This is a genomic window from Pusillimonas sp. NJUB218, from assembly GCF_003788685.1.
GTDB lineage: Bacteria > Pseudomonadota > Gammaproteobacteria > Burkholderiales > Burkholderiaceae_B > Neopusillimonas.
The window spans coordinates 204,612-227,731 of sequence record NZ_NQMK01000010.1 but is presented as its reverse complement, the minus strand read 5'-3'; the positions used below and the strand labels follow the sequence as shown (position 1 = coordinate 227,731).

The window sequence follows — 23,120 nt, the reverse complement described above, 5'->3', positions numbered from 1 at the left end:
TTGTGCATGTTTTGATGCTGCGCTGCAGTATAAACGACCGGCGATGGCTGCGGCAGATTGGTTTGCCGGCTTGAGGTTTGTCAATCAGTTTGTCACGCGGGGTTCTTACAATCAGCCGTTGATTTCGGTATGGTGGCGTTTATATTGCTGATCAACTTTTTGTAAGAGCCTGTCTGCCTATGCACCGCGATACTGATTCTGAATGGATGGAAAACGTCACCTTCGACGAGCTTAAGGTCGGGCAGAGCGCACGTTTGGTACGTACCGTTACCACCGAAGATATTCAGGCGTTTGCCGCCGTGTCTGGTGATATCAACCCTGCGCACCTGAATGCCGACTATGCGAACGCGTCGATGTTTCATGGGGTCGTTGCCCACGGCATGTTGGGCGCTGCGATGATTTCAGCGCTGTTTGGCACGCATTTTCCGGGTGCTGGCACGATTTACCTTGGGCAAGACCTTAAATTCATCAAGCCAGTGCGTGTTGGCGATACGCTGACCGTCGTGGCCACGGTGCTTGAAAAGGTCGACCCTAAAAGGCACGTCGTCATGGATTGCCTGGTTACCAATCAGACCGGAGACGCTGTGCTGAAAGGGACTGCACGCTTGTTGGCGCCTGATCAGAAGGTGCGCGTTCCTCGCGTCAGCGCACCCCATATTCAGCTTTTTGACCCTGAAGCTCGGCTGAATGATTTGCTGGCGCGGGTGAAAGGGGGGGAACCCGTGCGTTGCGCCGTTGTGCACCCGTGCGATAGTGAGTCGTTAAGCGGTGCGCTTGACGCGGCGCGCCATGCCTTGATTGTGCCTGTGCTTATCGGCCCTGAGGGCCGTATAAGGCGTGTCGCCCAAGAGGCAGGGCTCGATGTGTCGGGTGTTGACATCGTGTCCGTCGAACATAGCCATGCCGCCGCCGAAAAAGCCGCAGCAATGGCCGCTCGTCAAGACGTCGATATCTTGATGAAAGGCAGTCTCCACACGGACGAGCTGCTTAAGGCGGTGTTGTCTGAGCCCGCCTTGCGCACGGGGCGTAGGTTGTCGCATGTGTTTCGTTTCGACGTGCCGTTGTACCCCAAGCCATTGCTGATCACCGATGCGGCGATCAATATTCGTCCTACGCTGCTTGAAAAGGCCGACATCATCCAGAATGCCATCGATTTTGCCCGAGTGCTTGGGGTAGATAAGCCGCGCGTCGCGATTTTGTCGGCCGTCGAGACCGTCACGCCCGCTATTCCGTCAACCATCGACGCGGCTGCCTTGTGCAAAATGAGCGATCGAGGGCAAATCAAAGGCGGTCGCCTTGACGGGCCACTGGCTTTTGATAACGCCATTTCGCCAGACGCGGTGCGTATCAAGGGCATTGCATCAGAGGTCGCGGGGCAGGCCGATATTCTGGCCGTTCCCGACCTGGAAAGCGGCAACATGGTGGCCAAGCAGCTTGAATATCTGGCGGGGGCGAGCGGGTCTGGGTTGGTGCTCGGGGCACGTGTACCCATCGCACTGACCAGTCGGGCCGATGGGCCGATGGCGCGGGTCGCTTCCGCCGTGTTGGCTGTACTGGCGGCGCGCGACATAAAGCGGCGTCAGGCCGAAAATGCCTGGAAGCTTGGCTGAACGGGTTTATACGCCTGGTTGTGCTTGCGTACCAACCGGGTTAAGTGTGTGCTTCTTTAAGGTGGGTTATGGCCATTCTCGCGGTCAATGCAGGTTCGTCGTCGTTGAAGTTTTCTTTGCATCCGCTGCATGACGGTCAGGTGCAGCCTTTTGTGTTGTCGGGCTGCATCGAGGGGCTCGAGCCCGATGGCTGCCCCAGCATGCGGTGGAAGTATCGAGGCAAAAATGAGCAAGTGCCGCTGGCCGTACCCGCGGGTATCGGCCCCTTCGAGGCGGCTCTGGAACGCTTGCGTCAGCTGTTGTCAGGTTTGGCAGAGGCCGCGTCAATCGAGGCCGTTGCCCATCGGGTGGTGCATGGTGGTGGGCAGTTTACCCAGAGTGTGTTGGTGACCGACGATATTTTGGCCAGGTTGGCCTCGTTCAATTCGCTGGCGCCTTTGCATCAGCCGCATAACATTGAAGGCATCCGTCGTTTCCGAAAGGCGTTTCCGACAGTGCCGCAGGTGGCTTGTTTCGATACCGCCTTTCATGCCACATTGCCCGAAGTCGATTATGCCTTTGCCTTACCCCGCAAGCTTTTAGATCAAGGGGTGCGTCGCTATGGCTTTCATGGGCTGTCGTACCAGTACATTATGTCGGTGCTGCAGCGGCAATCGGCCCACGCCAATGCGCGTGTCATCATGGCACATTTAGGCAATGGGGCCAGCCTGTGCGCAACGCGCCAAGGGCAAAGCATTGCCACCACCATGGGGTTTTCTGCGCTCGACGGCTTAATGATGGGCACTCGCAGTGGTTCGCTTGATGCCGGGGTGTTGTTGTACTTGATGGAGCAGGGCTGGACGCACGCCCAGATTGAAACCTTGCTGTACCGACAAAGCGGCTTGTTGGGGGTATCGGGTATATCGGCCGACGTGCGCACGCTGCGGGCAAACGGCTCACCCAATGCGCTGCAGGCCCTAAAGCAGTTTACGTATCGGATAGTGCGCGAGGCGGGTGGACTTACGGCGTGTTTGGGTGGTCTTGATGTATTGGCGTTTAGCGGCGGGATTGGCGAGAACGACGCCACGTTGCGCGCCGATGTCTGTGGGCGATTGGCGTGGCTTGGCATTGATATTGACCTTACGCTTAACCAAGAAGCCAGCGGTAGCCAGGCCTGCGCAATTCATACCGCAAACAGTTCGGTTGAGGTTTGGGTAATAGCCACTGACGAGGGGCGGGTCGCGGCTTCAGAGGCGGCTTTGTTGCTAGCTGAAAGCTTGCTGAGCTAACTAATGCAAAGGCCCCGCCTTCTGGCGGGGCCTTACTGCCACGATGGCAGTGACACCTGATAGAACAGGTGCATTCAAGAGCCGCTTCGGAGAGTGGCTAAGCTGCCCCCTGAGGGCAGTGAGTTCACTTTACTGCGGTCATTACGTGGCTTCAACCTAGTATTACTACTGATTTATGTAACTGCATGCTGACATGCGTCGACGTGCTAGCGGGTGTTGTCAATCAATGGTGTTGGCCGTATTGCCAGACAGGGCTGCACTCAGGCTGTAGGCCGGGTCAAACGAGTCTTCCCGGGCCATGGGCCATGCGACTCGAAAAATAGTCTGGCGGAATTTGCCCTCGAGAATCTCTCCCGGCTCCAGGTCGGGAAACAAAGCCGACAAAACCTTGACTTCACTGCTGGAGATCCGGCGCGCGATGTGGTGAGGACGCAGTTCGGTAGGGTGGCGCAGCCCCGCCGCACCGAGCAATTCGGCCAGTGCCTTTAATGTGTTGTCGTGAAATTGTTGTACGCGGACCGACTTGTCTTCAACGACCAGGGCCTTTTGACGTTTTGGGTCTTGCGTTGCGACCCCGGTGGGGCAGGCGCCCGTGTGGCACGCCTGGGCTTGAATGCAGCCGACGGCAAACATAAAGCCTCGAGCGCTGTTACACCAGTCGGCGCCCAGCGCCATAATGCGGGCCATATCGAAGGCGCTGATGATCTTTCCGGAAGCACCCAGTTTGATGCGGTCGCGCAGCCCGATGCCGACCAAGGTGTTGTGAACCAGGCGAAGGCCTTCGCGCAGCGGCGTGCCGACATGATCAACAAATTCAATGGGCGCCGCCCCGGTGCCACCCTCGGCGCCGTCGACGACAATGAAGTCCGGCGTGATGCCGGTTTTGAGCATGGCCTTGGCGATGCCGAACCATTCCCAGGGGTGACCAATGCATAGTTTGAACCCGACGGGCTTGCCACCCGACAGGCGGCGCAGTCGGGCAATGAATGCAAGTAACTCGGTGGGCGTGTCGAAGGCGCTGTGACGAGCCGGTGAATTGCAGTCTTGCCCCACAGGTACGCCCCGGGCACGCGCGATTTCGGCAGTGACCTTGGCCCCAGGCAACATACCGCCATGACCGGGCTTGGCCCCCTGTGACAGCTTGATCTCTATCATTTTGACATTGTCATGGGTGGCGCGTTTGACGAATTCCTCTTCGGAAAAGTTGCCTGCTGCATCGCGGCAACCAAAGTAGCCTGATCCGATATTCCAGATCAGATCTCCGCCGTATTCGAGATGATAAAGACTGATGCCTCCTTCGCCGGTATCGTGAGCGAATTGCCCCATCTGAGCGCCTTTGTTGAGCGCGCGTATGGCATTGCCCGACAGAGCGCCGAAGCTCATCGCTGAAATATTGAAGGCTGAAAGGCTATACGGTTTGCTGCAGTCTGGGCCGCCTACGGTGACGCGAAAGTTACTGTTGTCGATATGAACCGGGTTCATTGAGTGGTTGATCCACTCGTAGTTGTTGCCGTAAACATCGTTTTGCGTACCGAAGGGGCGCTTGTCGATATCGTGCTTGGCGCGTTGATACACCAGCGAACGTTCAGCGCGTGAGAAAGGCAGTTCGTCTTTGTCACTCTCAATAAAATATTGCCGGATTTCAGGTCTAATGAATTCAAAGAAATAGCGCAAGTTGCCGATAACCGGATAATTGCGCCGAATGGCATGCCGGGTTTGATTCAAGTCGTAGATGCCCAGCAGGCTTAGCCATAGGCATATGACTGCCGCTACCCACCACGCCTGGTTATGCATCAGCGCCAGCAGACTGAATATCAACGTGCCGAGAATGACCAGATAAAACACGGTATGACGGGTGAGCAAATGAGGCATAAATAATTCCTGTGTTTCCGTTGAGTCCAAACCAGCCTGCGCTGTTTCATGAGCCAGTTGCGGGCACCTGGACTGAAGAGGATAGGTTCAGCTTAACCCAGGCTGGTCATTGCCGGTTAAACGTGGCACGATGATAGGCGATTCATTTCGGGCAAAGGCTACCTATGAAATGTTACCCCTTGCATATGCGTCAAATCCATCAGCGACGTCGTAGCGCTTTTTTTATACTGTCTGGGTTTGCGGACGACACGACCGACAGTTTGCAGCCTGCGCCTGGGCAGGCCGCGCAGTTTAGGCCCGAACCCGGCGGTTCAGAACGCCGCCCCGATGATGAGTCAGACGATGATGACAGCCGTGAGTAACGCGGTCAGGTCCCGTCTGCTCAATGGAGCGCTTGTCCCTTTATTTTGAAGTCTTTCAATCTTGGATATAGTCATTGAAGCCCCGGAAGCGTCCCTGACGCTGAAAATGGGGACATGGACCGACCTTAGTACGCTTGCTCGCGAGGTGCGTCACACTGTTTTTGTCATCGAGCAAAGCGTTCCTGAATCTCTTGAAATCGATGCCTTCGATGCGGTGTCGCTTCATGTGGTGGTGCAGGATACCCATGGACGTGCCATTGGCACGGGAAGGCTGCTGCCAGATGGTCATATCGGCCGTATTGCAGTTTTAAAGCCGCTGCGTGGGCATGGAATTGGGGAGCGCATGATGCGCGCACTGATGAGTGCTGCACATGAGCGTGGTCATGCCAGTGTCGAACTATCGGCACAGTGTCACGCTCAGGCATTCTACGAACGTCTAGGTTTTAAGCCGCAGGGCGCCCCGTATCAGGAAGCGGGCATTACCCATGTCTTTATGCGCTGCGACCTACAAAAAACCACTTAGGGCGCCAAGGCCTTTACTTCTTCGGCGCTTAAAAACCGCGACTCCCCTTCGGCTAGGTCGGCATCGAGTGCCAGCGGGCCAATGCGTTCGCGGTGTAATGCAGTAACTAAGTTGCCCAGGGCTGCAAACATACGTTTAACCTGGTGGTATTTGCCTTCCTGGATCGTGAGCCGGGCCAGGGTGGGGCTGACGCGCTCGACCTGAGCCGGCAGCGTCGGTTTGGTTTCGCCATCAAGCAAGATGCCTTCTGCAAAGCGTCGCTCGGCATCGTCGCTCAGGGGTTCGGCCAATGTGGCCAGGTAAACCTTGTCGCATTGGTGCTTGGGCGAAATAATCCGGTGTGTCCATTGCCCGTCGTCGGTGATCAGAATTAACCCGGTTGTATCGACGTCCAGGCGTCCGACAGTATGCAGGCGATCGCGCTTTTCGACGTCGATCAGATCCATGACCGAAGGGTACTGGCTGTTCTTTAATACGCATTCGTACCCAGCCGGTTTGTTCAGCATCAGGTAACGCAACCCGACAGGCGATAGCGTCTCGCCTTCCCATTCAACAACATCACTCTCTTTAACAATGTAAGTGCCTTTGTCGACCACTTCGCCGTTAACGGTAACCTCACCGGACGATAAGACGCGTCGCGCCAATGATCGGGTCAGGTCGGTGCTTTCGCAAAGGAATTTATCCAGGCGCATGGTGGCTTCTTAGTGTTGAATAGGTGAAGTAAAAAAACGCTCGTGCAGCTCTTCCAACCCCAATGTAGTCAGCAACTGCGTCAGCCGCTCGGCCGGCTTTCGACGAGGCTGGTTGGTGTAACTGGCGACAATCAGTTCGTTTTTCATGGAATGCTCCCAGCCTACCAGTTCGGTGACGGTGACTTGGTAGCCGTGTGCTTGCAGTTGCAGGCAGCGCAGTACGTTGGTGGTATGGCTGCCAAATTCGCGGGTATGAATGGGGTGGCGCCACAGTTCGGCCAGTGCGCCAGAAGACAGCATGGCCGCTTTATTTTTACGTAAGATACTGGCGACCTCGGCTTGGCAGCAGGGCACCAGCACAATGTGCCGCGATTTTTTTTCGAGGGCGAATCGAATGGCGTCGTCAGTGGCGGTATTGCAGGCATGCAGTGCGGTAACCACATCGACACGCTCGGGTAATTGACGGGCCGAAATAGACTCGGCGACAGACAGGTTTAGAAACGACATCCCGTCAAAGCCCAGTCGTGCCGCCAGGTCGGTTGCGCTGGTGACGAGGTCTTCGCGGGTTTCAATGCTGTAAATGTGAGACGTGTCGTTGAGCTGTTTAAAAAACAAGTCATACAAAATGAACCCCAAGTACGACTTGCCTGCACCGTGGTCGACCAGGTTGATGGTCTCGTGGTGCTGTTTGACGTCTTTCAAAAGGGGCTCGATAAACTGAAACAGATGATAGACCTGTTTTAGTTTGCGTCGGCTGTCCTGGTTCATTTTGCCGTCGCGCGTCAAAATGTGAAGCGCCTTGAGCAACTCGACCGACTGGTCGGGGCGGATGTCGTGGGAAGCGGCCATGAATGTCTGAAAGGTAAACGAAAGGCCCGGCTCAGCGGGGCGTCGTCGCCATTTTAGAGCAAGCCGGTGTCTGACATTTCTTTGGAGGATTTGACGATGTACTGGCCTTTACCCTTGGCCTTGGCCTGATACATCAACAGGTCGGCCCAGCGCATCAGATCACTGGCTTTGTTTTGCCCATCGCCGATCACTGCGCCCAACGACGCGCCCAGCTCGCAATGGGTGCCAGCCACATCGAAAGGTTGCTTAAGTGTGCTGATGACTTGGTTGGCCGTGTTTTCTATCGCTTGCCTGGCTTGGGCTTCGGCCCCCAATTGAGTAAGCAAGATAACGAACTCGTCGCCACCCAACCGGGCGATGATGTCGCTTTCGCGAATAAGGCCAGTCAGGCGTTGCGCTACCAATTGCAAGACTTTGTCGCCGGCTTCATGACCCAGCGTGTCGTTGATGGGTTTGAATTGATCGAGGTCAATAAAGATCAGCCCCAAGCTGTCACGGTTACGGCGCGCCATCGCCAATGCATTTTTAAGGTTTTCGGCCAGCAGACGCCGGTTGGGCAGCCCAGTGAGCGAGTCATGGTGCGCTGCGCGTGATAATTCATTTTGCTGGTCTTGAAGCTTGAGCAGCAAGCGGTTGAAGGCAGAGATCAACACGCCGACCTCGCCTTTGCCGGCCCCAGAGAGTGGCGCAAGCGGTGCCAACCCTTTGGACATTTTGTCGGCCTGGCGCGTGGCTTGCGTTAGCGGGCGCAAGGTAAAAGGGACCACCACGGCCAACGAGGCAAACAAGAAAAAAACCGTCAGAAGCGTGTTGCGTAACAAGTAACTTTTAAGTCGCTCAACTGTGTCCAGCGCTTCGGAAGTGGCAATGGCCGACACGACGAACCAAGGGGTATTGGGCACGGATACCGTGGCGGATATTTCTTCGACGCCGTGGGCGTTGATGGTCACGCCGGTGCCCCGATAGCCGAGCATGGCCTTGTCGTGCAAAAGGTTGACGCCCGGCGGTGGTGTTGCCGTGAGCACTTTTTTAGGATTGGAGGACGCGATAAATATTTGGTCGTCAGGCGAAATGAGCAAAAAGCCGCTGCCCGTGCTGCCCAGGCGGGCTTGCATCAGGTTGCCCATAAAGTCCGGGCTGTTCAGAATAGTGAAACCCGTCAGGTAACCCCAAGGGACCCTGTCTTGGTCGAGCAGGGCCAGCGTCATGGGCAAAATGGGGCTGATCTGCCCGGCGATGACAAGTGGTTTGCCGATGTGGGCGGCCTGTTCAGATACGCCGTGAAGTACTTTGTCTGGGACGAGCGATAAAGGCCTGCCGCGCCATTTAAATGTCGTGGTGTCGCGTAATACCCGGCCGTCAGTGGTGGTTAATAGCAGCCCGGCCGAGAACAGGGCTTCAAAGGGTGCGGACCGGCCAAAGGCGCGATCCAGATCGGCGTCATGTTCGACGTTGGTCGGGGTCAGGGTATTGGCCAGTTGTTGCAGCCGATACTGGCGCATCAAAATTTTATGACCGATGTCGTTGGCCACATAGGTTGCCAACGACATTTGCTGCGAGGAAACGACCTCGGTCATGTCGTCGCGCAAGAATTCGGATATGGCAAAGTAACGTACCGTCGAACCGATAAGTATCAGACTCAGGCCCACAACGACCAGCCGGAACAATATGCTTTGAGCCACTGAACGAAGGGCCATGGTGATCTTTATATTTTTGCAGGTCGTCAATCTAGCAGAAAATGAAACACAATAATATATTTTGTCTTGGAGTATATAGGGTTTGTACTGGAATTTTCTGGGTCAATTGTGGTTTGATCCTCGATAATCGAATTCTGTAGGCATGTCTTGCATGACCCGTAAACTTGCGCGCTATGGTTAGGTTTCGAAAATATCGGCCTATGATTAGCGGGAATCACGAACAGCTTATTTCGAGGTAACGCATGATGAAAAAATTAATTTTCACGCGACTAATCTGCTGTCTATGCTGATAAACGCAGATTTTTCATGCCGTGCGTGGGTGTTGCCAGAGCAGCAACAGTGGGTGGCGTCCCCGCAAGGCGGGGTCGAACGCATTATGCTTGACCGAGTCGGTGCCGAAAAAGCCCGTGCGACCAGCATTGTGCGTTATGCCCCCAACTCCTTTTTTCCTCAGCATAGTCATCCGGGCGGCGAAGAGGTTTTAGTGCTGTCCGGTGTTTTCTCAGAAGACAACGATCACTACCCAGCGGGCTGGTATATGCGCAACCCGCCCGGCTCCAGGCACCAGCCCTCCAGTCTCGAGGGCGCTGTTATTTTTGTAAAACTGTGGCAAATGCGGCCCACTGAGCGAAGCTTTGTACGCGTCAATACCAACGATCCGAACGCGTGGCAGCAGGGCGCGGATCGTGCCGAGTGTCCTCTGTTTGCCGACGACATCGAATCGGTCAGGTTGCTTCGTCTCGATGCTGGTGCGGTTCTGCTACCGGCCCAAGTCGACGGCGCCGAGGCCTTTGTGCTGAAAGGTGAATTGACTGAAGGGGCCCAAACTTATCGTGAAAGCGCCTGGTTGCGTTTGCCGGCGGGGCGCTACCCCGACATCATTGCTGGCCCTGAAGGTGCGACGGTATATCTAAAAACCGGGCCGCACACGGTTGTTCAGCCCGCATGACGCCGCTGGTTGGTTTATTGACTTTGCTGGCCATGTTGGCCTTTGCGGCCAATTCCTTATTGGCCCGGGCGGCTTTCTCTACAACAGACATCGATCCCGCGTCGTTTACGGCTATACGTTTGGCATCGGGGGCACTGACCTTGTTCGTCATTTTGCGATGGCAGGGCAGTAAGCCCACATCGTTTCGGTCGGGCGGATGGTCCGCGCTGACGCTTTTTATCTATGCGGCCGCGTTTTCCTTTGCGTATCGCGACATCAGCACAGGTGCCGGCGCTCTGGTTCTTTTCGCGTCTGCGCAGTTGCTGATGATTTCGTACGGGCTTTATAAAGGCGAACGCGCCAGCGTCCTTGGTTTATTACTCGCGTTTGGTGGGCTGGTCGCTTTCCTGGTGCCGTCCGCATCGGCACCTCCCTTGTCGGCTGCGGTGCTGATGGCTTTGGCCGGCTCGGCGTGGGGCGTTTTTTCGCTGTTGGGGCGCTCGCAAGGTGCGCCTATTATCAGTACGACAAGCAGCTTTATCTGGGCGTTGCCTCTAGCCGCCGTGCTTGTACTGACCCAAGTGCAACAATTGAACACCGATGCAATGGGTGTCGTGTACGCCTTGTTGTCTGGGTGCGTGGCATCGGGGTTGGGGTATGCCGTCTGGTATTGGGTTCGCGTGCGGATGACGGCGATCGGCGCAGGCGCCGTGCAGTTATCGGTGCCCGTTATCAGTGCCGTGATGGGTGTGGCACTGCTCGATGAAACAATGAGCCTGCACAGCGTTGTGTCGGCGTTGCTTACTTTAGGGGGAGTGGCCTGGGTTAGTCTGACGATCAGAAACACAAAGGGTTGAATCTAATATCAGGCACTTGTTATTACTCGGGCCGGTTGCGCATCCAGTCTGCCGTACTCATGAAGGCGTTTTTCAGTGATTCACTAAGCGTTTCGGGTATGCCGACGTCTTTCATGGCCTGAGCCATACATGCGACCCATTGGTCGCGCTCGATAATGCCGATAGAAAACGGTAAATGGCGGGCGCGCAGCATGGGGTGGCCGACTTTTTCCATGTAGTACGCTGGGCCGCCCAGCCACCCGCATAAAAACCAGAACAAGCGCTCACGTGCTTGAGCCAGCTCGGGTCCGTGCGCGGCGCGAAGCGCCAGGTAGGCCGGGTCCAGTTCCATCAGGTCGTAAAAGCGTTCGACCAGTTCTTTTACTTTGTCTTCACCACCTAATTGGTCGTAGGGGCTGATTTGTGTCGGTGCTGTATCTGAGGACATAAAGAGATTAAGAGGGGCGTATGTACTGGTGAGGGCTTTGGCCAAATACACACTTACTTAAGCCCCGAGCGAGTTAGTGGGTTGTTGTACCCTGGCTGCGGTCAAGTAATTTTTTAAGTGCTTGTTTGAGGCCCGGCGAGAACAGCGGTACCCATTGGGGTGCGGATTCTCCGGTGCTGACCGATTTTATCTCGATAGATTGGCCAGTGAAGGCCGTCGTTTTTCGGGCGTTGTTCTCGTAAGCCTTAAGTAATTTATTGGCTGTTGCTTGCGCCTGAAACATACGTGTTTCAGGCGCGCCCGATGTTTGCATGTAATGATCGAGCACGCGCTGAATATCATCGATAAACAAGGCCAGGGCGTGGTCCCCAATACAGTCGGGGCGCTCATAGCCCCACGATGGTGTGTTCATAAGGTTCAGAAAAACGCCTTTTCAAGGCAGGTTAGTCGGCCGAAGAAAGCTTCATGAGTACGATGCCGCTGACGATGAGTATAGCGGCGAGAATTCGTGTGGCGCTGAGCTGTTCCCCCAGCATAACAATACCCAAGACAAATGCGCCTATGGCGCCGATGCCTGTCCAGATAGTGTAGGCCGTACCCAGCGGCAGGGTACGCATAGATAGCGCCAATAACGAAAAACTGGCGAGCATCATTACCAGAGTGACCACAGATGGCAGTAACCTGGTGAACCCGTTTGAAAGCTTCATTGAGTAAGCCCAGACGACTTCAAAAATACCCGCAACAATCAACAGACCCCAAGCCATGGCGGCTCCTTAAGTGTCGGGTCGTCCCGGTATAAGTGCCCGTAATGGGTGAGGTCGTCCTCGTCTTTCATTATAGCGGCTTGCTTGCCATGCAAATAAAAAGCCGGCCCGATTGTTTCAATGGGGCCGGCTTGGGTCCTGCATAATTACCGCAATGCGCCCGTTAAGACGCGGGGGGTAATTAGAGAATCTGGATGTTCGACGCTTGAGGACCTTTTTGGCCCTGCGTTGCAACGAAAGACACGCGCTGGTTCTCTTCGAGCGATTTGTGGCCTGAACCTTGAATTTCGCTGTAGTGAGCGAAGAGGTCCTTGCCACCGGATTCAGGCATGATGAAGCCGAACCCTTTCTCGTTGTTGAACCATTTCACGATACCGATTTCTGTAGTCAATTGAATTTCCTAGTTAAAAGGGAAAAGTATCCCCTCGAACACTGTGGACTGTATAAGGATATAAAGCCACTTAAGTTACTTTTGGTTTCAATTAAACTGAGCGCGAGATGCCGCCGTCGACGCGGATATTTTGGCCGGTAATGTAGCCTGCGCCGTCTGAAAGCAGGAAGGCAATGGTGGCCGCAATTTCTTCAGCCTTGCCATAGCGCTGCATGGGTACGCTGGTTCGTCGCGCATCAGTTGTGGGCAGACTGTCGATCCAGCCGGGTAGTACGTTGTTCATACGCACATTCTTGGCGGCATAGGTGTCGGCAAAAATCTTGGTGAAACTGGCCAACCCGGCCCTAAAGACGGTTGATGTCGGGAACATGTCAGCAGGTTCAAAAGCCCAGGCTGTAGAAATATTGACAATGGCGCCGCCGCCTTGTGCGGCCATGATTGGGGCGACGAGCCTTGCAGGCCTGACCGCACTCAAAAAGTAAACCTCCATGCCGCTGTGCCAGTCGTCATCGGAGATATCAAGAATGGGCCCGCGTGGGCCATGCCCTGCAGAGTTGACCAGAGCGTCGATGCGTCCCCAGCGCGCCATGGCTTGGTCGACGACGCGTTGTACATCTTCGTTGTTTTGGTTTGAGCCAGTTACGCCGATGCCGCCGAGCTCTTGTGCCAGCGCCTCACCCTTGCCCGACGACGACAAGATCGCTACCCGGTAGCCGTCTTGCGCCAGCTTGCGGGCAGCCGCAGCGCCCATACCAGACCCACCGGCTGTAATTACTGCTACTTTTTCTACAGACATTTTGTTCTCCATCAGTATGTGTTTACCTTTTAATTATGGGTGTAATGACGTTAATTTGCGCGCGAAGAATAAACGCAATAAAGTGTAGAAAAACTACTCCCAGAGATTGTTATGCAATCACGTCGAAAGTTGCCTCCGCTGAATGCGCTGAGGGCCTTTGAGGTATCGGGTCGGCGACTCAGCTTTCGTGCGGCTGCCGACGAGCTCGGCGTCACACAGGGCGCGGTGGCGCAGCAGGTACGGGGCCTCGAGGCGCATTTGGGTGTTGTGCTGTTTCGGCGCTTGCCTCGGGGGTTGGCGCTGACGCCGTCAGGGGCAGGCTATCTGGCCGAGGTCACGCGGGCGTTCGACACGTTGGCCGAATCAACCCAGCAGTTGCAGGCCAGGCCCGACACGGTCACTATCAGTGTTACGCCTACCGTGGCTACCAAATTGCTTATTCCGCGTTTGGCTGAACTGAATGCGGCCCTGCCTGGTATTGATTTGCGTACGCTGGCGACAGAGTCATTGTCAGATTTCGACCGCGATCAAGTTGATTTGGCGGTGCGTTTGACGAGGCCACCATTTGCGCCCGACCTTGAGGCCAGGTTGCTCTTCCGGCAATCGCTGGTGGCAGTGGCCAGCCCGCATCTGGCAACAGGGTTGCGGTTGCCGCTTGAGGCTGCTCGCTTGCGGTCGTTGCCCTTGTTGCACGACGCACATAATCATTGGCCGAAATTTCTTGGCGTTTCAGAAAAGTTACCGGGCCTGGTCTTTAACCAGACCGCACTCGCGCTGGATGCTGCGATGGCGGGGCAAGGGGTGGCGTTGGCCTGCAGGGCATTTGTCGCCGCCGATCTGGCGGCGGGCCGCTTGTTGCAAATGACCGACGTCACGAAAACCGTCGCGCCCGATTTTTACCTGGTGCGCAAGCGTGATATGCATGTAAACAGTGCCGCTAGCGCTGTATGGGATTGGTGTGCCACACATCTAAGCCAATAGTCAGGCCGTATCTGCCCATCTCTGTCGTATAGCCAGAATTTCCGGCAAATTCCTGATAAAGACTTCGACCACCGTTGGGTCGAAGTGTTGACCGCTTTGTTGGCGCATAAAGTCCAGGGCATCGTCGACTGACCACGCGTGTTTGTATGGTCTTTCGCTGGTCAGCGCATCGAAAACGTCGGCGACCGCAACAATGCGCGCGGCCACCGGGATATCTTCACCCTTGAGGCCGTCAGGATAGCCGGTGCCGTCCCAGCGTTCGTGATGACTGCGCGCAATGGTAGCGGCCAGATTAAGCAGACCCGAAGGGTGTTGGCCCAAGATTTCGGCACCAATGATGGTGTGCTGCTTCATGACGGCCCATTCGTCGTCCGACAGTTTTCCGGGTTTGGTCAGGATGGCATCGGGGATGCCGATTTTGCCAACGTCGTGCATGGGTGCGGCGTGCAGCAACTCGTCGGCCTCTTTATCGGGAAAGCCCATGGCTTTTGCAAGCGTGCGTGCATATTGGCTCATCCGGACAACATGCATGCCCGTTTCGTTGTCTTTATATTCGGCAGCACGCCCCAGGCATTGCACGATTTGCAGGCGAGTCGTCATTAGCTCTTGAGCCTGCACCAAAGAAAGGTGGGTGCGAACCCGGGCGCGCACCACCGACGGGTTAAACGGCTTGCTGATGTAGTCGACGGCGCCGATGTCCAGGCCGTTTTGTTCGTTTTCGGCATCGGCCAGTGCCGTTACGAAAATGACGGGTATGTTTGTTGTCCGGGGGTCTTGTTTAAGTGTTGTGCATACTTCATAGCCCGTTATTCCGGGCATCATGACGTCAAGCAGCACAAGGTCGGGGCGGTCGGCGTGCACGCGATCAAGGGCGGCTTTCCCGTCGCGGGCAAATAAAAGCCTGTAATCGGCTTGTAGGGTGTGACGCAAAACCTGCAAGTTGGCTGGTTCGTCGTCAACCAGAAGCAGGGTGGGGCGTTGGTCTTGGCTGTCTTGCATACTTATGTTTCCGCTATGTTCTTGTCGTCGAGGGACGATGCGCCAAGGTGTCTTTGGATAATTTCGGTGGCTTGTGTAAATTCGAAGGCGTTCATGGCATCTCGCAATGCGCCGGCATCGTCGCGGGCACCGCGCTGCTCAAGGTGCGAGCAGACCAAGCCTAGCAGGGCGTCGTCGAACTCGCAGCGCATTGCGACACCGTGCAAGCGCATGAGGGCTTGTTGCATGTCTTTTGACGATGCGGCGAGGTTGGTGTGGTTGTCGGCTTGCTCGGGGGCTTTGGGCAATTGGGACCGTAGCTGTTCAAGCGCACTGTGGACCTCAGAAAAGCGTTGTCGAACAACGGCATGCTGTTGCTGAACTATCAGGTCTTCGAGTTGGCCGTACAGGGTCGACAATGCGGGCAGCGCCAGATTAGCGGCAACACCCCTCAGGCGGTGCAGATGGAACCGTAGTGCATCCCAGTCTGCGTTTTCAGGTATTTCTTGAGGCAGCGGTTCGGTTTGAGTCAGATTGCGCACAAAGTTGTGAAGGGCGAGCTCATAGTCTGCTGGCGTACCCCACAGCTTTATACCGGCTTGGGTATCAATAACAGCTTTTGTGGTCGGTTTTTGCAATGTGGCGCTGGCGACGTCGTGCGCTGGTTTGGTGCCGAGCACACGCGCTATTTCGGTAAACAAGCGGGGCGGGTCGAGCGGCTTTAGTGCGAAACCGTCCATGCCGGCTTTGGCGGCTGCTTCCCGGTCGTCGGCCATTACACTTGCCGTCAGGGCGATGATGGGTGTCCTGGTTTGCCCGGTTTCGCGCTCGTGCTGACGAATCAGGCGGGTGGCCTGAAGACCATCGGCGCCAGGCATGTGCACATCCATTAACACGATGTCGAAGCTGTTGCTTCGGTATTGCTCGACGGCGTCGTTGCCGTCGACGGCCCGACGCGTACTATGTCCCGCATTTTCTAGGACCAGACCGAGCAACTGGAGGTTTTGCGGGACATCGTCTGCAATCAGGATATGCAGTTTAGGCAGCGTTGGGGCGGGGCGCGGTTCGTCGGCCAAATGGGGTGCCTGCCCTACCGGTAGGGGAAGCGTGACGTGAAATGTACTTCCCTTGCCTAGTTCGCTTTCGACGCTGATGGTACCGTTCATCAGCTCGACCAGTTGCCGCGAAATAGCTGTCCCTAGGCCTGTGCCGCCAAAGCGGCGGCTGATGGATGCATCGGCCTGCGTGAATGGCTGGAAGAGCCGTCCAACCTGTTCTGGCGTCATGCCGATACCTGTATCGCTGACTGTGATGTGGATTTGCCCCGCCGCTGAGGAGAACGCGATATCGACTCGGCCCGTTTCAGTGAATTTGATGGCGTTACCGACAAGATTGGTCAGGATTTGAAGTACGCGTAATGGGTCGCCGCGATAGTACTCCGGCATGTCATCTTGGATTTGCGTGTGCAGCGCAAGCTTCTTGGCGGTAGCACTCAGTCGTAAAGATGATTCGATCTGCATTGCCAGCGCTCTGAGCGAAAAGTCGGTGTGCTCCAGCTCCAGACGGCCCTTTTCCATTTTGGTTGTGTCCAGAATGTCGTTAAGCAGTCTTAACAGCGAGCGTGAGGAGTCGCGTACCGTATTGAGGTGGCTGCGTTGTATCGCGTCGAGCCTGGTTTGCAGCAATAAATCGGTGAAGCCAATAATGGCGTTCATGGGCGTGCGGATTTCGTGGCTCATGGTGGCCAGAAACGTGCTTTTTGCCGCAGCGGCTTGTTCGGCGCGCTGCGCCGCTTCGCGTAGCGAAGACTCAAGCGTGTGGCGATCGCTGATGTCGGTGACAAAGCCTACAAACAGCAACTGGCCGGGCAGGTCGACGCGACCGACGGCCAGGCGCAACGGTACATGAGAGCCGTCACGACGCAGCCCCACGACTTCGCGCCCTACACCGATAACCTTGGCCTGTCCGGTAGATTGATAGTTGTGCAGATAGCCATCGTGAGCCGACTGATAAGGCTCGGGCATCAGCATTTTGATGTTGCTGCCAATGACTTCGTCTGCACGCCAGCCAAACAGGCGCTCGGCCGAGTGGTTGAAGTCGTGAATAATCCCTTTGCTGTCGATGGTGATAATGCCGTCAACGGCGGTGTCGAGCGTGGCTTGTAGACGGGAGCTGCCTTCTTGTATGCGACGGTTCAGATCGTATGCGCGAATGAGTCCGTTGACGGCTACGACCATGACCGTTACGGTAATGGTAAATGACGATAAGGCCAACGACGCATAGGTCGTATTGAGCAGGATACCGCCCTGGGTGGGCATTGGGTCGCCAATGAACCGCACGGCCACCATACCGGTAAAGTGCATGGCTGCAATGGCTAGGCCCATGACCAAGCCGCTAATTATCAGGCGCGGTGTGCGGCCAAGCGAAGTGCGTCGCAAACCATACCTGACCCATAACGCCAGCATGGCCATACCGACCGCCACCACAATCGATAGCCCGAACATGGCCGGGTCGTAACGCATTTGTAATGGCGTTTGCATGGCTGCCATACCGGTGTAGTGCATGGCGCCTATGCCTGCACCGACCAGTACGCCGCCAGCAATCAGTCGCGAGCGCGAAACGTACGACTGGCTCAGCAAGTGCAGCGCCCACCACGACGCAAGCAGGGCAGGTACGACAGAAAGCAACGTAATGGTGGTGTCGTAGCGCACCGGCGCAGGCAATTCGAAAGCAAGCATGCCAATGAAGTGCATGGTCCAGATGCCGCCACCCAGCGCGATGGCACCTGCGCCAAGGCCGATATGCCGATACAGCCGGCTTTGTGTGCTGGCCGCCATGCTGGCGGTTTGTAGCGCCATGGTGGCTGAAAAGACTGAAACAACGACGGCGAGTAGCACCAGGCCGATATCGTGTGAACCGTGTACGAAGGCCTGATGTGGGGTATTGGGGTCGAGAAAAAAGATGAGTTGCTCCGGTGAACTGGGGAAGCTCGTACTTAATGCGTTTGGGTTATCGATGTCTTGTCGACATTAGGTGCAGCATATTTTAAGCCGATGAACGATTTGCCTTCCGACGAGCCCAGCGGGGGCAGTTAGGCGCTTCTTTGCGTTATGTGTCATTTGCCTCAGCGATGACGTATTGCTGCAAAATAGCCGTTCAGTTAAGTTTGATGAAAAAATGGCCAGAACGGGCTTTGGATCTTCTGGTGTTAGGGGCAATTAAAGGGGAGGCGCATGAATATCGAAACCAACAGAGACGAGCCCGATGACGAGAGTTCGGCCGGTTGTGATGCGGTCGAATTGGTCATACCGTCTCGCGATAAAGACCTGGGTGGCTTTTCTGTGCGACGTGTATTGCCCACGGCCAAGCGCAAAATGGTTGGCCCATGGATCTTTTTCGATCATATGGGGCCGGTCAGGTTTCCGGCGGGGCAGGGTATTAATGTCAGGCCGCATCCGCATATCAATCTTGCGACAGTCACTTATCTATTCGAGGGTGAAATTCTCCATCGCGACTCAGTGGGCAGCGTACAGCTTATTCGGCCCGGCGACATCAACTTGATGGTGGCCGGCCGGGGTATTGTGCATTCAGAACGAGAGCGGCCAGAGGTGACAGCGGTCGCGCACAATCTTCATGGTCTGCAATTATGGCTGGCCCTACCCGAGGCCGATGAAGAGATAAACCCTGCGTTTTATCATTATCCGGCTGCAGATATCCCTTCGGTTACTGTCGAAGGTGTGTTGCTGCGGGTCATGATGGGGGAGGCCTACGGGGTGACGTCGCCGGTCAAAACTTTTGCCCAGACGCTTTACGTCGAGGCGCATATGCAAGCAGGTCAAGCGCTCGTTTTACCCCAGGCTCAAGAGCGTGCTGTGTATGTGGCGCAAGGCGGTCTGAAGGCCGGGGACACGCATATTGCTGAACATGCCATGGCTGTGTTTTCGGCAGAGCCCGGCATTGTGTTGACGGCACTCGCCGAGTCGCGCATCGCCATTATTGGTGGCCAAACCATGTCCGCTCGTTTCATCGACTGGAATTTTGTGTCCAGCCGCAAAGATCGTATTGCACAGGCCAGGGCCGACTGGAAAGAACAACGCTTTGCCGCGATTCCCGGCGACGATCTCGAGTTCATCCCGTTGCCCGAATGAATTACCATCGGACTTTTGCCAAAAACCGAAGGAAGTGACATGGAAAAGGAAGTAGAGCGTTTCGCAGGTAAGGTCAGTGATATCAATGCCGTGCTTGAGGGGCTTCAGGCCGCCAACCAGGTCACACTCGATGCTCTGGTTTTAGCGATGCTGTCCACCAACCCGCAGATTATCGGCCCCATGCGCGGCCTTATTGCCAAAATGGAGCGCGAAGTGTTGGGTAGCGTTGCCGATGCCGGCGAGCTTGCGACGATTAGCTACAGTAATCGCATCGCCGATGTTTATGGGCTGATAGACCGCGCCGAAAAAGCGGCGCTCGAAGGGGTCGAAGGTGGCGCGTCTGAATGACGGCGACGTTGATCCAGAGTTTGTCACACGTTGTACCCGGACCGGTGGCCGTATCAAAACGTAAATTTGACCTGCAGACATGGTGCGTAAGGCCACGCCAATTCATGGCGTGTCTGCTATTTATCTGTCGCCTTTCGAATGCAAAGATGTTACGATTTGTGGCGATTTGAATTGCCTTTTAACAGATGTTGCTGTGTCAGCCAAAGCAGCCCCGGAGACCGAATTGAACAAGAAATTTTCAGCCTTGCTTGCTGCAGGCCTGGCTACAGCTGTGCTCGCGGGCTGCAACAGCGGTAACTCACCTTCGGGCGATTCTGTTAAAGGCACGCAAGGTCCGAACATCCTTTTCGTAATCATGGATGACGTCGGCATCGACCAGATGAAGGTCTTTGGCTATGGCGGGATCGACAACCCCATCGCGGGCGAAAATGTGGGTAGGGGTTTGGGGCCCAATTTGCCCAATATAGATGCCGTTGCTCGCGCAGGGGTTCGCTTTCGCAATACCTGGTCCATGCCCGAGTGCTCCCCAGGTCGCGCCGCATTCTTTTTGGGTCGTTTCCCGTTGCGCACCGGCATACAACAGGCCATCGGTCCCAACGACCTGGCCACGTCTCAAATATCGCCCTACGATATGACCGCGCCCAAGCTACTTAAGCGGGCCAACTACGAAAGCGGAATGTTCGGCAAGTTTCACTTGGCCGGCCCGGAAAACAACGAAGCCGAGAACGCCACACCCAGCGTGCTCGGATGGGATTATTTCTACGGGTGGGTAGGCGGGCTGCCCAGCTCTATCGATACTACGGCGGGCGATAACGCCACAGCGTCGGGCACGCATGTGTGCGGTTTCGTTCCCGGCAAGTCGGTCGTCGGTGGCGCCGAGAAAGGCGCCTGCTACCAGCCCAATGGCAGTTGCACGGTCATTCCCCCGGCATCGCCGTCGCAAGATGTACCCGGTCTGCAATGTCTGGATTCTGGCGGCATCTTCGTCCCCGAAGCTACGTGTGGCACTCCTCCGGCATCGCTCGACTTTACGCGCCAAAATGCCTACTACGTCTCACCGCTCGTTATCATAAAAAACGGTGATGTCGAAGTAGTCAAGCTGACTGATCCACGCGCACGTGGGTATCGCACCCGCATCGAGACTGATGCAGCCATTGACTGGATCAACACTCGTTCTGCCGACAGGGCCTGGATGGCCACGGTCAGCTACAGCGCGCCTCATACGCCATTGCAACAACCTCCGAAATCTTTGGTGCCGGGGCATACCGGCGCGCTAGATAACCTGAGCTGTACCGGAAAGCCTGTCGAGGGACGTTTTCTTCAAGATCGCATGACAGAAGCCATGGACACCGAGTTTGGCCGGCTGCTGGTCGAAACTGGTCTGGCCACGCGCAAGCCCGACGGCAGTCTGAACTACGACCCCAAGGCATCGAACACTGTCATTGTGATCGTGGGCGACAATGGCACACTGGGCTCTTCGGTGAAGTTGCCGTTTGATCCGACAAGGGCGAAGGGCACCGCTTACCAGACGGGCGTCTGGGACCCGCTGATTATTGCGGGGCCGCAAGTTGTTGAGCCTGACCGGGAAGTCGATCATATGGTTAACACGGTAGATTTATTTCAATTCTTTGGCGAGCTGGCCGGCCTGGATGCACACAAAGAAGTGCCGCGTACCATTGACTCAGTGGGGATTTTGCCTTACCTGACAAACCCCGGCCAAGGCAGCTTGCGCACGATTAACTTCGCCATGGGCGGCTTGAACCAGCAAGCCGATGGGGCCAAAAACGGGCCTTGCGTCATTGGAACGTCGTGCACCATTATTCCCATATCGAAAGGCGTTTGTGAGGATAACCAGGGCGTATGGTGGGGGGCTGGATACAATGACATTTCGGTGTTGCCGGCCCCCGACCCAATTAAAGGTTATGCCACATGTGCGGCGGTTAATGAGGCACGTTACAAGAACGACCCCACTTCGGTATTGGACATTGTGCCTGAGTCGTCGCTGGCCATCCGCAACGACCGCTTCAAGCTTGTACGAAACGTCAGCGAAGACTATGTGCCCCCCCCCACAGACAAGTTCGAAAAAAAGACTGTCTACGAGTTATACGAGATCAATCAGGCCAAGCCCAAACCGTTGCTTGATACCGCTGATCGCAAGCTCGACCCGTCTGCAAACGCCGAAACGCAAGCCGCCTACAACGAATTGTTTGCCAAGCTCGGGGATATCCTGGCCTCTAACCCTGATTGCCCGGGCGATGGCAACATGGATGGCGTCGTCAACGCCGAAGACCTTAGTAATTGGGCCCGAATCGCCAAGGCCTGGGGTTTATCCAGCGTTTACGATTTTGTGACCTTAACCGGTGACTTTCGCGACGGTAAGACGAACAACACCGACGAAGCAGTCATTCAGGCCAATTTAAACAAAACCTGCGCACCCACATATGGCCTCTATTAAACTCTTGTATCGCAAGCGGCTCTGGGTTGCGGTTGCGACGCTGGGTTTTCTCGTTGCCACCGCTGTTCTCTGGCAAAGCCCTTCGTCGAGGCCGCTGGCCAAGCCAGTGGTTGTTGTTGGCGATGGCGTGTCTACGCCTGCGGATATGGTTTGGGTGCCTCCCGGCGCCTTTCAGATGGGTAGCGACAGCAAGTTGGCTCAGCCCAACGAAAGGCCCGCCCACGTCGTGAGGGTGAAGGGTTTCTGGATGGACATAGCCCATGTCACCAACGACCAATTCGATAAGTTTCAGCGTGACACGAACTATGTCACGACCGCCGAAAAGAAACCCGACTGGGAAACAATACGCGTGCAGTTGCCCCCGGGCATTCCACGGCCACCTGACGATGTACTGGTGGCGGGTGCCATGGTCTTCGTCGGTACCAAGGGGCCGGTCAATCTGAATGATTATTCGCAATGGTGGCGTTATGTGCCAGGTGCCAATTGGCGGCATCCGCAAGGGCCAGGCAGTTCAATCGAAGGCAAGGGCGATCACCCCGTCGTGCAAGTCAGCTATGAAGACGCGCAGGCCTATGCGGCATGGGCGGGCAAGCGCCTGCCCACCGAGGCCGAATGGGAATATGCCGCGCGTGGTGGTCTGGAACAGGCTACTTATGTATGGGGCGACGAACTGATGCCCGATGGTCAGCCTATGGCCAATTATTGGGACGAAAGACAGGGCCGATTCCCGGTGGTCAGCCCCAAGGCCGGCGGCGCCGAGGGCACCTTGCCAGCCAAAACTTTTCCGCCCAACGGTTATGGTCTTCATGATATGACTGGTAACGCGTGGCAATGGGTGGCCGACTGGTACAGCGCCGATTATTTTCGCCAGCAAGCGGCCGCCAAAGGGCCGCTCAACGACCCGAAAGGCCCGGCGAAGGCGTTCGATCCATCCGACCCTGGTGTTCCGGTCGATGCGCCAAAGCGCGTGATAAGGGGCGGTTCGTTCCTTTGCAACGAAAGCTATTGTCTGTCGTACCGTCCCAGTGCGCGACGTGGTTCAGACCCCTACAGCCCCATGTCTCATGTTGGGTTTCGCTTGGTTAAGGATGCGCCTGCACCGACGGCTATTATGTCGACCCGATAAGGCCGTCATTCTGCTGCTGTCGTACGTGGCTTAATGCCAGCAAGGAAA

22 protein-coding genes are annotated in these 23,120 nt (G+C 56.0%); 11 read left to right on the top strand and 11 right to left on the bottom strand.

Annotation, left to right across the window (positions count from 1 at the left end; all coding sequences use genetic code 11):
* Positions 1 to 179 precede the first annotated feature (179 nt).
* Positions 180 to 1,610, top strand: a complete 1,431-nt coding sequence (locus CHR62_RS13710) for a bifunctional enoyl-CoA hydratase/phosphate acetyltransferase (RefSeq protein ID WP_123661296.1) — start codon at positions 180 to 182, stop codon at positions 1,608 to 1,610.
* A 68-nt stretch (positions 1,611 to 1,678) separates the two neighbouring features.
* Positions 1,679 to 2,878 (top strand): acetate/propionate family kinase, encoded by a 1,200-nt coding sequence (locus tag CHR62_RS13705; protein WP_123661295.1) that lies wholly within the window; start codon positions 1,679 to 1,681, stop codon positions 2,876 to 2,878.
* 219 nt (positions 2,879 to 3,097) lie between these two features.
* Here the strand turns inward: CHR62_RS13705 and CHR62_RS13700 are convergent, their stop codons facing one another.
* Complete coding sequence (locus tag CHR62_RS13700) at positions 3,098 to 4,750, bottom strand: FMN-binding glutamate synthase family protein (protein ID WP_123661294.1); 1,653 nt, start codon at positions 4,748 to 4,750, stop codon at positions 3,098 to 3,100.
* Between the two features lie 164 nt (positions 4,751 to 4,914).
* On the opposite strand from CHR62_RS13700, the gene CHR62_RS13695 reads away from it, so the two are divergent.
* Both CHR62_RS13695 and CHR62_RS13690 read left to right on the top strand, forming a co-directional pair.
* On the top strand, positions 4,915 to 5,112 hold the full coding sequence (locus CHR62_RS13695; protein WP_123661293.1) for a hypothetical protein: 198 nt from the start codon (positions 4,915 to 4,917) through the stop codon (positions 5,110 to 5,112).
* A gap of 61 nt (positions 5,113 to 5,173) precedes the next feature.
* Positions 5,174 to 5,635 (top strand): GNAT family N-acetyltransferase, encoded by a 462-nt coding sequence (locus CHR62_RS13690; protein ID WP_233575009.1) that lies wholly within the window; start codon positions 5,174 to 5,176, stop codon positions 5,633 to 5,635.
* On the opposite strand, the gene rsuA is transcribed toward CHR62_RS13690, so the two are convergent.
* Genes rsuA through CHR62_RS13675 form a run of 3 tightly spaced genes read right to left on the bottom strand, consistent with a single transcriptional unit; the run spans position 5,632 to position 8,873 of the window.
* The gene (gene rsuA, locus CHR62_RS13685) at positions 5,632 to 6,327 is read right to left on the bottom strand and encodes a 16S rRNA pseudouridine(516) synthase RsuA (protein ID WP_093970354.1); all 696 of its coding nucleotides are present in this window, start codon (positions 6,325 to 6,327) and stop codon (positions 5,632 to 5,634) included. The two genes, CHR62_RS13690 and rsuA, sit on opposite strands and share 4 nt — an antisense overlap.
* Before the next feature lie 9 nt (positions 6,328 to 6,336).
* Positions 6,337 to 7,176 (bottom strand): SAM-dependent methyltransferase, encoded by an 840-nt coding sequence (locus CHR62_RS13680; RefSeq protein WP_123661292.1) that lies wholly within the window; start codon positions 7,174 to 7,176, stop codon positions 6,337 to 6,339.
* Positions 7,177 to 7,229: 53 nt separating this feature from the next.
* Entirely contained in the window at positions 7,230 to 8,873 is a 1,644-nt protein-coding gene (locus CHR62_RS13675; protein WP_093970352.1) for a diguanylate cyclase domain-containing protein, read from the bottom strand.
* A gap of 283 nt (positions 8,874 to 9,156) precedes the next feature.
* On the opposite strand from CHR62_RS13675, the gene CHR62_RS13670 reads away from it, so the two are divergent.
* On the top strand, positions 9,157 to 9,822 hold the full coding sequence (locus CHR62_RS13670; RefSeq protein WP_093970350.1) for a cupin domain-containing protein: 666 nt from the start codon (positions 9,157 to 9,159) through the stop codon (positions 9,820 to 9,822).
* A complete protein-coding gene (locus CHR62_RS13665; RefSeq protein WP_123661291.1) occupies positions 9,819 to 10,658 on the top strand; it encodes a DMT family transporter in 840 nt (279 codons plus the stop codon). The genes CHR62_RS13670 and CHR62_RS13665 overlap by 4 nt, the downstream gene beginning before the upstream one ends.
* 22 nt (positions 10,659 to 10,680) lie before the next feature.
* Here the strand turns inward: CHR62_RS13665 and CHR62_RS13660 are convergent, their stop codons facing one another.
* The 5 genes from CHR62_RS13660 to CHR62_RS13640 form a co-directional block, all read right to left on the bottom strand.
* A complete protein-coding gene (locus CHR62_RS13660; protein WP_093970349.1) occupies positions 10,681 to 11,085 on the bottom strand; it encodes a group II truncated hemoglobin in 405 nt (134 codons plus the stop codon).
* Between the two features lie 73 nt (positions 11,086 to 11,158).
* Positions 11,159 to 11,497: a hypothetical protein gene (locus tag CHR62_RS13655; protein WP_093970348.1), complete on the bottom strand. Its 339-nt coding sequence runs from the start codon at positions 11,495 to 11,497 to the stop codon at positions 11,159 to 11,161.
* Between the two features lie 31 nt (positions 11,498 to 11,528).
* The gene (locus tag CHR62_RS13650; RefSeq protein WP_093970347.1) at positions 11,529 to 11,849 is read right to left on the bottom strand and encodes a multidrug efflux SMR transporter; all 321 of its coding nucleotides are present in this window, start codon (positions 11,847 to 11,849) and stop codon (positions 11,529 to 11,531) included.
* Between the two features lie 181 nt (positions 11,850 to 12,030).
* Complete coding sequence (locus tag CHR62_RS13645) at positions 12,031 to 12,240, bottom strand: cold-shock protein (RefSeq protein ID WP_093970346.1); 210 nt, start codon at positions 12,238 to 12,240, stop codon at positions 12,031 to 12,033.
* Between the two features lie 91 nt (positions 12,241 to 12,331).
* Positions 12,332 to 13,036, bottom strand: coding sequence for an SDR family oxidoreductase (locus tag CHR62_RS13640; RefSeq protein ID WP_123661290.1), 705 nt, complete (start codon positions 13,034 to 13,036; stop codon positions 12,332 to 12,334).
* Positions 13,037 to 13,147: 111 nt separating this feature from the next.
* Here CHR62_RS13640 and CHR62_RS13635 point away from each other — a divergent pair, with 111 nt between their 5' ends.
* On the top strand, positions 13,148 to 14,017 hold the full coding sequence (locus CHR62_RS13635; RefSeq protein ID WP_123661289.1) for a LysR substrate-binding domain-containing protein: 870 nt from the start codon (positions 13,148 to 13,150) through the stop codon (positions 14,015 to 14,017).
* Here CHR62_RS13635 and CHR62_RS13630 read toward each other — a convergent pair whose 3' ends face one another.
* Together CHR62_RS13630 and CHR62_RS13625 are read right to left on the bottom strand one after the other, a co-directional pair.
* Entirely contained in the window at positions 14,018 to 15,016 is a 999-nt protein-coding gene (locus CHR62_RS13630) for a two-component system response regulator (protein ID WP_093970344.1), read from the bottom strand.
* 2 nt (positions 15,017 to 15,018) lie between these two features.
* Complete coding sequence (locus CHR62_RS13625; RefSeq protein WP_123661288.1) at positions 15,019 to 17,853, bottom strand: MHYT domain-containing protein; 2,835 nt, start codon at positions 17,851 to 17,853, stop codon at positions 15,019 to 15,021.
* 375 nt (positions 17,854 to 18,228) lie between these two features.
* On the opposite strand from CHR62_RS13625, the gene CHR62_RS13620 reads away from it, so the two are divergent.
* The 4 genes from CHR62_RS13620 to CHR62_RS13605 all read left to right on the top strand — a co-directional run bounded on the left by CHR62_RS13620 (position 18,229) and on the right by CHR62_RS13605 (position 23,072).
* The gene (locus CHR62_RS13620; RefSeq protein WP_123661287.1) at positions 18,229 to 19,143 is read left to right on the top strand and encodes a pirin family protein; all 915 of its coding nucleotides are present in this window, start codon (positions 18,229 to 18,231) and stop codon (positions 19,141 to 19,143) included.
* A 39-nt stretch (positions 19,144 to 19,182) separates the two neighbouring features.
* On the top strand, positions 19,183 to 19,491 hold the full coding sequence (locus CHR62_RS13615; protein WP_123661286.1) for a hypothetical protein: 309 nt from the start codon (positions 19,183 to 19,185) through the stop codon (positions 19,489 to 19,491).
* A 223-nt stretch (positions 19,492 to 19,714) separates the two neighbouring features.
* Positions 19,715 to 21,946 (top strand): sulfatase-like hydrolase/transferase, encoded by a 2,232-nt coding sequence (locus tag CHR62_RS13610; protein WP_233575007.1) that lies wholly within the window; start codon positions 19,715 to 19,717, stop codon positions 21,944 to 21,946.
* A complete protein-coding gene (locus CHR62_RS13605) occupies positions 21,933 to 23,072 on the top strand; it encodes a formylglycine-generating enzyme family protein (RefSeq protein WP_123661284.1) in 1,140 nt (379 codons plus the stop codon). Before CHR62_RS13610 ends, CHR62_RS13605 begins: the two co-directional genes overlap by 14 nt.
* The last annotated feature ends 48 nt before the right edge of the window (positions 23,073 to 23,120 follow it).